This window comes from Pseudomonas sp. EA_105y_Pfl2_R69 (genome assembly GCF_963970915.1).
Taxonomy (GTDB): domain Bacteria; phylum Pseudomonadota; class Gammaproteobacteria; order Pseudomonadales; family Pseudomonadaceae; genus Aquipseudomonas.
Window position 1 is genome coordinate 1 of sequence record NZ_CAXAOO010000010.1, and the last position, 11106, is coordinate 11106.

The window sequence follows — 11106 nt, forward strand, 5'->3', positions numbered from 1 at the left end:
TCCAGGCGCTCAAGGGCCTGTCGCACCCGACCTCGTCGCGGCGCGGCAACCTGTTCGGCATGCTCGGCATGGGCCTGGCGATCATCACCACCGTCGGCCTGGTGTACAAACTGGGCAGCGAGCTGGCTACTCAAGGCCTGGGCTTCGTCATCCTCGGCCTGTTGGTCGGCGGTAGCGTCGGCACCGTGATGGCCAAGCGCGTGGAAATGACCAAGATGCCCGAACTGGTCGCCTTCATGCACAGCATGATCGGCCTGGCGGCGGTGTTTATCGCCATCGCCGCGGTGGTCGAGCCGCAGTCGCTGGGCATAGTCGCCAGCCTCGGCGATGCGATCCCGGCCGGTAACCGCCTGGAGCTGTTCCTCGGCGCGGCCATCGGTGCCATCACCTTCTCCGGGTCGGTGATTGCCTTCGGCAAGCTCTCGGGCAAGTACAAGTTCCGCCTGTTCCAGGGCGCACCGGTACAGTTCAAGGGCCAGCACTGGATCAATCTGGCCATCGGCCTGGCGATTCTCGGCCTCGGCCTGATGTACACCTTCACTGGTGATCTGACTTCCTTTGCCATTCTGCTGGCCCTGGCCTTCGTCATCGGCGTGCTGATCATCATCCCGATCGGTGGCGCGGACATGCCGGTGGTGGTGTCGATGCTCAACAGCTACTCGGGCTGGGCGGCGGCCGGTATCGGCTTCTCGCTTAACAACTCGATGCTGATCATCGCCGGTTCCCTGGTCGGTTCGAGTGGCGCGATCCTCTCCTACATCATGTGCAAGGCGATGAACCGCTCGTTCTTCAACGTCATCCTCGGTGGCTTCGGTGGCGCTCCTGCAGAAGCCGGCCCAGCCGGTGCCAAAGAAGCACGTCCGGTTAAATCCGGTTCGAGCGACGATGCCGCCTTCCTGCTGACCAACGCCGACACCGTGATCATCGTGCCGGGTTACGGCCTGGCGGTAGCCCGTGCCCAGCACGCGCTGATGGAGCTGGCGGAGAAGCTGACCCATCGTGGTGTGACAGTGAAGTACGCGATTCATCCGGTTGCCGGGCGTATGCCGGGCCATATGAACGTGCTGCTGGCCGAGGCCGAAGTGCCTTACGAGCAGGTGTTCGAGATGGACGACATCAACTCCGAGTTCGGCCAGGCCGACGTGGTGCTGGTGCTCGGGGCCAACGACGTGGTCAACCCGGCAGCGAAGAACGATCCGAAGTCGCCGATCGCCGGCATGCCGATCCTCGAGGCCTACAAAGCCAAGACCGTGATCGTCAACAAGCGCTCGATGGCCAGCGGCTACGCCGGCCTGGATAACGAACTGTTCTATATGGACAAGACCATGATGGTCTTCGGTGACGCGAAGAAGGTCATCGAGGATATGGTCAAGGCGGTGGAGTAACGGCTGAGAGGCTTCCACTTGCTAACCAATGCCGCTCACTTGAGTCAAGTGAGCGGCATTTTTTATGCGCCGGCTTCTAGCTGCTGCGGCCGCCGGGCTAGAGCCATCGAGTGCATATATACGTACTCCACATGCGCGATGGCGTAACAGGAATAATTCCTCCTTGCTTCAATTAATTTATAGTGGCTTGGCACCGCGCCAAAACAGATAAAAAGCAACATTTGCCCAGACAAATCCGCGGTGGATCAAGGAGCAGGGATGCTATCAGGCCCGCGAACTGGAGATTCGGTCGTACTTGCCGCAAAGGCTCTACGCTCGACGGTGATCGAAGACGCCAGCGTTCAGGCGGCTATGCAGCCCTGGATCGAGATGGAGTGTTACCAGCTGAGCACGGGCAAACAGCTGGCGCGGATGGAAACACTGGATCTGGGCAGCCAACAAATCGTCCGCGAATCCCAGGCAACGTCCGTGCAAAAGCTGGGCGTTACCCCGGCGAATCTCTGCACACTCTCGTACTGCACGCCCACGCCAAACTTTCGCTTCTCCGAGATTGGTGCCAGCGAGGCCGATAGCCTTTTCTTTATGCCTGAGCATACGGAATTCGACATCTACGTCCCCGCAGGTGCGCAAACGGCTTATGTCAGCTTCGACCAGGACGAATTCCTGAAGGGCGCACGTGCACTTAATCCCGAACAATGGGAGCGAACCCCCGAGCAGTTGCAACAACTTCAGACGGCTCAACAAGCCACACTAAAAGGCGCAATTAATCACTGGTTCAGCATGACCCGCGAACTCGGCGCGTACATGCCCGTTGTGGATGAAAGCTTGATGCGCCGGCTGCTGTTGGAAAACATTCTGCAGGTCGCCACAACTGCAAATCTGACTGAATCACAGCCACCGCCGGTTGAGCGCGCCCGGGCTTTTCACATTTGCCGCATGGCCCGCACCTTTGTCGAAGACAGCCTTGCCGTCGATGCCGTGCCGACCGTCACCGATATCTGCAGAACCATCGGTGTATCGGAGCGTGCCCTGCAATACGCCTTTCGTGCCTACGTCGACCTGTCACCAGTTGCTTATCTGCGCCTGTGCCGCCTCAATCGCGTACGCGTGACCTTGCGCGCCTTGGATCCGCACACCGCAACGGTCACTTCAGTGGCCATGCGCTTTGGCTTTTTGCACCTTGGGCGTTTTGCTCAGGATTATCGGCAACTGTTCGACGAATCCCCCTCTGTAACGCTTGCTTGCTGATCCATCTGCATAGCCCCGTTGGTGACGCTGCAACAACCAACCGTAATAAGGTTTTACCTCAACACGTTTGCGGAAATCGGATAGCCGTAGTCCCAGTCGGCCAATAGGCTCGGCGAATCTCGGTTAGAAGGTTCCGCCATGAATCGCATCTACTGCTCCATATTCAATGCCGCTCTGGGCACCTGGGTGGCTGTACCCGAAACAGCAAGAGCCCGTGGCAAGAGCAGTGGCAGTGCGCGCGGCGCAAGACGTGCGCCTTTGTTTGCATGCACGGCGTTGGTGACGGGGATGGCGATGGCGGGCATGGCGAGTGCGCAGACCTGGACCGGGGCGACCGATACTAATTGGGATACCGCAACCAACTGGACTGGCGGTACGCCGGCCGCAGCCGGTACGGCAGACATAAATACCGCAGCAGGCAACCAGCCAACTCTTGGCAGCGTAACGCCGGGCCTGACAGCAACCAACGTTTCCGCCGGGACGCTGACGATTTCGGCCGGTGGCAACCTTGTTTCAACCGATGTGAACATATCCGGGTCGGGTGCGATAGAAAACGCCGGGGATATTACCGGCGCTGTTTCCGTCTCTGATACGGGCACCCTGACGAACGATGGCGGTTCTTTAAGTGGTGCCCTTACGCTGAATGACTCCGGCAGTTTCCGCGCGGCGACTAGTGGAACCATCGGAAACCTGGCGATTGGTGGCAGCGCTGCTGCAACGATTTCTGCAGCAACAGGCACCACATTGACGCAAACAGGTGCGTTTGACGCTTTGACACCCTCCGGCTCGCTTACCTTTGGTTCTGCCACTGATACCGGTCGCGTTGTCATGAGAGCCAATGGCGGTACGTATGGAAGCAACTTTTCAATCAGTGTTGCCGGTGGCACCCTAGCCGCTGCCGGGTCTCAGTTTGCTAATTTTCTGTCGAATATTTCCAGCACCTCTGTTGCTGCGGGCGCGACTTTGGATATTGGCAGTATCGACACAGCGGTTAACCGACTCGGAGGGACGGGAACGGTCACCAACAGTAGTGCAACCGACCGTGTGTTGATCCTTAGAAATACGTCCACGTTTGCCGGTGCTATCAACGACGGTGCAACCAACAACCTATCGTTGGTGCGGCGCGGTGCGGGGGCGACAACGCTGACCGGTGCAAGCGGCTATACCGGGAGCACGACGGTTGCTGAAGGAACCCTGGCGCTTGGCGCAGGGTCGTCGCTGGCCTCAACTTCAGTCACGATTGATGCGGGCGCTGAGCTTTCGACAAATGGCGAGCATCTGGCGGATGGGACAACGCTTAGCAACGACGGTCAGTTCACTGTTACCGGGGCGGAAACCATTGGGGAAATAAACGGAACTGGTGCAGTTACCTTGACTGACCCCGGAGTTTTGACCATTGCGGGGGCTGCCACGGCTACCATTTCCAACGCTTTCAATGGAACGGGCGGCTTAACCTTCAATAACGCCAGCGGTGCTCATACCCTGAGCGGGGCTAATGCCCATACCGGTGCGACAACCCTGGAAGCGGGCGGCCTGACGCTTGCAGGGGGCGCGGCGATTGCCGACACCGGCGCTGTGGTGGTTAACGGCGGCACCCTGACGCTGTCGGACAGCGAAACCATCGGCGCGCTTTCAGGCAGCGGTGGCGCGATCCAGCTCGGCAGCAATACCCTGACAGTGAATGCCACCAGTGGCAGTGCCGACTATGCGGGGGCGATCAGCGGCAGCGGCGGGCTCGGCAAAACCGGCGCGGGCACCTTGGTGCTGTCGGGTACGAACACCTATACCGGGGATACGACCCTCACGGCCGGTACAGTTGCCATCAACAATGCTGGCGCTCTGGGGGCGGACAGTGGGCGGGTCCGGCTGGATGGGGGGACGTTGTTAGCCACGGAAACCCTGACGCTGGGCAAGGCAAACTTGACTACTCAGAGCGGCACCACGAGTACGATTGCCGCCGCAAACGGGAAAACGTTGACCCTTACGGGCAACGTTAACCCAATAGGTAGCAACGCGGTTCTGAACTTTGGCGCGGCAGGGCAAGAAGGGACGGTAGTTGCCTCGAATTTGTCCAGCGCAATCGCTTCCGCGAGGGTAAACGTGGCAGGTGGAACGCTCAGAGTGGGGGCGGGCGAGTTTATCAACAGCGGACTTGGTTTCATTGCTGGGACCAGTGTCGCTGGGGCCGCGACGCTGGATATGGCTGGACTGCTTGTCAGAATCAACAACCTCTCTGGAACCGGTACGGTGAACTCCAGCGCCGGTAGCGCAACCTTGCAAACGCTGGGCACCTCCAACTTTGGCGGCACTATCGCGGATGGCGCGGGCACCTCAAACCTGGATGTTTCTTATGGCGCACTGACACTAAGCGGGGGCAATACGTACACCGGCACAACACTGTTGTCCGGGGGCAATCTGACGCTTGCGGGTGCGGGTGCATTGGCTTCCACTGATGTGACCATCAACGCCGGGCGAACGCTGACCACGCAAGGTGGCGCGGCAACCGGTTTGGCCGCTGCTACGGCCTTGACTAACAGTGGTGTACTTGCCCTTACCGGGGATGAAGAAATCGGCAGCATCGCCGGATCTGGCGCCGTCACGTTGGGCACACACACGCTAACCACCGGCGGGCTAAACAGCTCCACAGAGCTCTCGGGTGTGGTGAGCGGAACGGGTGGCCTGATCAAGTCCGGTACTGGGCAACTAACCCTTTCCGGCGCAAACACCTATGTGGGTCAAACGGCGGTGACCGCTGGCACGCTAGACGTGACTGGCAGCATCGCCTCCGCCAGCGTTGTTGTTGAAGACAGCGCAAGCCTGATCGCCGATGGCGCGTCGCTGAGCGATGCTGCGGGTGTGACGCTCAATGGCACCGGTAGTCTGACCGTCAACAGCGCGACCGAGACCATCGGGTCGCTTTCGGCGGCGGCGGGATCTACGGTTGTACTGAATGCAGGGCTGACGGTCGGTGATGCTGCCGATACAACAGTTGCTGGGGCCATTTCCGGCATTGGCGCACTGACCAAGGCCGGAAATGGCACCTTGCTGCTCTCTGGCGGCAATACCTACAGCGGCGGCACCACCATCAGCGCAGGCACCTTGGTGGCGAACAATACGAGTGGTAGCGCCACTGGAAGTGGTGCGGTGACGGTCGCCAGCGGCAGCGCCCTCGGTGGTAGCGGCAGTATCGCCGGCAGTGTCACGGTCGCCGATGGCGGTCGTCTGGCCGCCGGTAACTCGCCCGGAAACTTGACCCTGGGCGAGTTACTGCTGAATAACGCCTCGGTCCTCGACTATGAGCTCGCTTCGCCCAGCGGTATCGCGGGAGTAGATAGCGACCTGATCACGGTGACCGGCAACCTGACGCTGGATGGCATTCTCAATATCACCGACCTGGGCGGCTTTGATTTTGCTGTCAGCTCTGGCGATACCGGCAGCTACAGGCTGTTCAACTATGGCGGCACGCTGATCGATAATGTCATATCGTTCGGCTCCGGATTATTGGCCGGCTACAACTACAGCATCGATACTGCCACCGCGGGGGCCGTTACCTTGGTGGCCGATTTCACCGGCCTGCAGTTCTGGGACGGCAATAACAACATTGCAAACGCAACGGTTGACGGCGGCAATGGCACCTGGTCGGCTGGCGACACCAACTGGACAAATCAAAGCGGCAACACAAACAGCAACTCGGGTGAACTTACCGCCGTATTTGGCGGCACTGCCGGAACAGTTGAGGTTGACGGTTCTCATACCGTTCAAGGGCTACAGTTCGTTACCGATAACTACCTGCTGCAAGACACTGACAATAATGGCGCTTTAGTACTGGCTGATAACGGTGCCGACGTGCGGGCTAACAGTGGTGTTAATGCAGTAATTGATGTGGCGCTTGGCGGCACCGGCAGCCTTTCTAAAACAGGTGCTGGCACGATTACCTTGCAAGGCAATAATACCTACACCGGCGACACCATTATTTCTGACGGTACATTGCAGTTAGGCGATAACAATCGAATTGCAAATACCAGTGACCTGGTTATCAATGGTGGCACTTTCGATCTGAACAATTTTAATGAGACGGTGGCGAATCTCTCGGGTAGCGGCGGCACTATCAATATCGGCGCAGGCGGTTCAGGCACTCTGACCGTTAATCAAACGGTGGACCAGACCTATGCCGGTAATTTTTCGGGAGCTAGCGGTACGGCCCAAGACGCGATTATCAAAAATGGCGCTGCAACCTTAACCTTGACTGGTACCAATTCACAAACGGGTGTAGGCATTGTCCGAATTAACGCTGGTCGCCTGGCAGTAGAGGGTGGCAATGCCATTGGGGATTCACAAATGCTGACTGGGGTTGGCGAATTTGAGCTGCTCAGTGATGAGACGATAGGCTTCCTTAACATGAGTGGTGGCCAAGTATTACTCAATGATAATACGTTAACCTTAGGTAGCAATTCAGGTGTCTCTGGCGGCAATGATGCCGTTATTTCCGGTACAGGCAATATCATTATCGATGGCGATGCATTACAGGTTTTTTATGCAGCGAGTACCTACACCGGCAGCACTACCATCAACAGTGGAGAATTAGGGACTCGCAACCTATCGGCTTTGGGCAACAACAGTGCTGTGGCGGTTAATTCCGGTGGAGCGCTTCTGCTCTTTGATGATCTGAACATTGGCTCATTGGCTGGCGATGGATCGGTCACTCTTAAGAGTGCATTGGGCTCTTATAGTTTGACATCAGGCGCAGATAACACCTCTACCACCTTCAGTGGTGTGCTCTCCGGCGCAGGCGGCCGCTTGAACAAAACCGGCACGGGCACCCTGACCCTGACGGGCAGCAATACCTATACCGGCGGCACCACCATCAGCGACGGGGTACTGCAGGGGACAACGACGTCACTGCAGGGCGACATCATCAACAACGCCACGCTGGTTTTCGACCAGGCTGCGAACGGTACTTTCAGCGCGGTCGTCAGTGGCAGCGGTGCGCTGACCAAGTCCGGTAGCGGCACGCTGACCCTCTCCGGGGCCAACAGCTACAGCGGCGGCACCACTATCAGCGACGGGGTGCTGCAGGGGACGACGGCTTCGCTGCAGGGCGACATCATCAACAATGCCACGCTGGTTTTCGACCAGGCTGCGAACGGTACTTTCAGCGCGGTCGTCAGTGGCAGCGGTGCACTGAGCAAGTCCGGTAGCGGCACGCTGACCCTCTCCGGGGCCAACAGCTACAGCGGCGGTACCACCATCAGCGCCGGGGTGCTGCAGGGGACGACGGCTTCGCTGCAGGGCGACATCATCAACAATGCCACGCTGGCTTTCGAGCAGGCCGCGAGCGGTACTTTCAGCGAAGTAATCAGTGGCAGCGGTGCACTGAGCAAGTCCGGTAGCGGCACGCTGATCCTCTCCGGGGTCAACAGCTATAGTGGGGGTACCACGGTCTCTGGCGGCATATTGCAGGGCAGTAGTACGTCCCTGCAGGGCGACATCAGCAACAATGCCATGATCAACTTCGACCAGGCGGCTGACGGCGTTTATGCCGGGGTGATGAAGGGTCCGGGCAGTCTTATAAAGTCCGGTGCCGGCATGCTCACGCTTTCAGGTATGAGCAGCTACAGCGGTACCACCATCATTGAGGGTGGCAGGCTGGCGGTGAATGGCTCGATTGCCAACTCAGCGACCACGATCAATGCAGGCGGCACCCTGGGTGGCAGCGGCATAGTGGGCAGTATCTCGCTCAATGGAGGTGTCCTCGCCCCCGGCAACTCGATCGGCACGCTCAATGTGGCCGGCGATCTGGACTTCTCTGCGGGTGGCGTTTTTGAGGTGGAAGTCGATGCCGCCGGCAACAGTGACCGTATCGATGTCACGGGCAGTGCAGTACTCACCAATGGCACAGTGCTGGTGTTGCCCGAAGCCGGCGACTACAAGGTCAGCACGGATTACAGCATCCTCACCGCGGCGGGCGGTTTGGGTGGCACTACCTTTGGCAGTGTCAGTTCCAATCTTGCCTTCCTGACGCCAACGCTGTCTTACGATGCCAACAACGTATTGCTCAACTTGCGCCGCAATTCGTCTGACTATGCCTCGGTTGCCGAGACTGCCAACCAGGGTTCGGTCGGTACCGCGCTCGATACAATATTCAGCACCGATGCCACCGGCCTCGATGAGCTGTTCAATAATCTCAATATGTTGAGTGCCGCAGGTGCCAGCCAGGCCTATGACTCGCTCAGCGGTGTGCAGCACACCTACAGCAACCAGATTGCCTTGCAGTCGCTGAACCAGTTCAAGGGGCTGCTTTTCGACCGCCTGCAAGGCAACAACCAGTTCCTGGCGACTAACGGCCAGCTCATGCTGGCCTATGACGACAGCGGCAGCATGAGCGATGCCGGCTCGCAGTTGCTGGGCAGCCAATCGGCGACTGACCGCGGCTGGTGGCTGCGCGGCACCGGTAGCTACGGTGAAATTGATGGCTCACGCAATGTCAGCGGTGCCCATTACAACGCCAGCGGCACTGCTACCGGCATCGACTTCAACCTGGATGACTCGCTGACCCTCGGGGCTGCATTCGGTTACAGCCGTAGCGATGCCAATCTGGCGCAAGGCGGTCTCGAGGTCGACAGCTATCAGGCTGCCCTCTACGGCAGGTGGCTGTTCGACGATGGTTACTATGCCAGCGGCATCGCCGGCCTCGGTTACCATGACGTCGATGCCAAGCGTCAGGTCAGCGTCGGCCTTTCAAGCAGCACGGCCAAAGCCGACTACGACGCCTGGACGGGTAACGTCGCCATCGAGGCCGGCCGCACCTTTGCCCTCAACGTCAATACCCACATCACGCCACTAGCCGGGCTGGAATACGCCCACATCAAGCGTTCCAGCTTTACCGAGAAGGGAGCCGGTGCTGCCGATCTGCATGTCGGTAGCGACCAGCAGGACTCACTGCGCTCGGCCCTCGGCGCTCGTCTCGAACACAGCTGGGCGACCCGTAGCGGCAACCGTATCCAGCCCACCGTCGAGCTGGCCTGGGTGCATGAATTCATGGACAACGAAGCAGGGCTGCGCGCCGGCTTTGCATCGGCAGCCAATACCAGCTTCGGTGTCAGCGGGCCCGAGTTGGACCGTGACCGCCTCAGGCTGGGCATCGGCCTGGACATGCAGGTCAGCGAAACGGCCTATTTGAATCTGGGATACCAAGGTGAAATCGCCGGCTCCGACAATCGTCACGACATCTCTGCCACCTTCAGAATGGCGTGGTGAGGTCGTCCGCTTAACTGCCCGGAATTACCTGTCTTGGCGTCGGCTTTTTCGGTCCGCCTGATCAGTAAAGCGTTTACTCCAAGCGATTTCCTGCGTGCAGGAGCGGTGCCTTCTCGCCCTGCGGCTTCTCTGCAGGGCTGCGTTACCCATACAGATTATCCCGGGGTAGTGTCGGAATTCGATAAAAAGCTGAACAACAGATCAACAACACTCGCCAGTCAATTTAAAACTGTACCTATAGGTAATCACTGTTTTTCTGTGATTTGACGATATAAAAAGCCAATTTAATAATTATTTCGATGTAATTAACTTATGACCGGTACAGTTATCGAAGAAACAGGCGGGTCAGTTACAAAGCAACCTATCTATTAGCCCTGCAATTTAGTTCAGCTGTGACTACTGAGTGTTGTGCAACTGGAGGAATATAGGCATCAAGTTAAAGCAGCCCCCCAGAACCGCCACAAGCGGAAGGATGACCACCATGGAACGTACACTCAGTTCCGACCTGTTTTTCGATCACAGCCAAGCCAATAACGTCAGCGCCCTGCCGCTGCGTATGCTCAGCACCCTGATGCTATGGCAGCGCCGCGTTGTCAGCCGCCGCCAGCTAGCCCGCCTGGATACCCGCTTGCTGGCCGACGCCGGTATCAGCGAAGCGCAGCGCCATGCCGAGCTGAGCAAGCCCTTCTGGCGCTGATTGCCGCCAGACACCGATTTCATGCTCCTCCCATTTTTTGGGACTTTTGAAAGCTCCATCGCCCTTGCGCGTTGGGGCTTTCTTTTTATGTCCTGCCATCCTTGATGGACACTCTCCAGGCGGTCGCTGCACGACGTCAAGAGTTGCTCCAGACAGTTTTTATCCGCAACAGTCTGTCGATGATGTGGGCGGTACAGTTTTCACACATGCTCAACTGCACCCTGACAATTTCGTGCTGCTGTGTCTGCATTTCGCTCTTGCCTCCGCGCACCATGAGTTTCCATCCCGGGTTTAAGACAAGGACAGCACCATGGAGCGCCTACTCAAACGCGAACCCCCAGTGCAGGTACGGCCTGCGCACTCGCTCTGGTTAAGGCTTTACGCCACCCTGTTGTACTGGCAGCGCAACCTGCGCTCGCGCCGTCAGCTGGCGCGCCTGGATGCGCGGCAGCTGGCCGATGCCGGGATCAGCGAGGCGCAGCGCCAGGCTGAATTGAGCAAACCATTCTGGGATTGACC

At 58.6% G+C, this 11106-nt stretch carries 5 protein-coding genes; all 5 read left to right on the forward strand.

Annotation, left to right across the window (positions count from 1 at the left end):
• Positions 1-1385: NAD(P)(+) transhydrogenase (Re/Si-specific) subunit beta (locus tag AACY13_RS21505; protein WP_339463629.1), on the forward strand; the 1385-nt coding region annotated here is incomplete at its 5' end.
• 258 nt (positions 1386-1643) lie between these two features.
• Positions 1644-2633, forward strand: a complete 990-nt coding sequence (locus tag AACY13_RS21510; protein ID WP_339463630.1) for a helix-turn-helix domain-containing protein — start codon at positions 1644-1646, stop codon at positions 2631-2633.
• 138 nt (positions 2634-2771) lie between these two features.
• Positions 2772-9890: an autotransporter-associated beta strand repeat-containing protein gene (locus tag AACY13_RS21515; RefSeq protein ID WP_339463631.1), complete on the forward strand. Its 7119-nt coding sequence runs from the start codon at positions 2772-2774 to the stop codon at positions 9888-9890.
• A 481-nt stretch (positions 9891-10371) separates the two neighbouring features.
• Positions 10372-10587 (forward strand): DUF1127 domain-containing protein, encoded by a 216-nt coding sequence (locus tag AACY13_RS21520; protein ID WP_339463632.1) that lies wholly within the window; start codon positions 10372-10374, stop codon positions 10585-10587.
• 310 nt (positions 10588-10897) lie between these two features.
• Positions 10898-11104, forward strand: coding sequence for a DUF1127 domain-containing protein (locus AACY13_RS21525; protein WP_339463633.1), 207 nt, complete (start codon positions 10898-10900; stop codon positions 11102-11104).
• Positions 11105-11106: the final 2 nt, after the last annotated feature.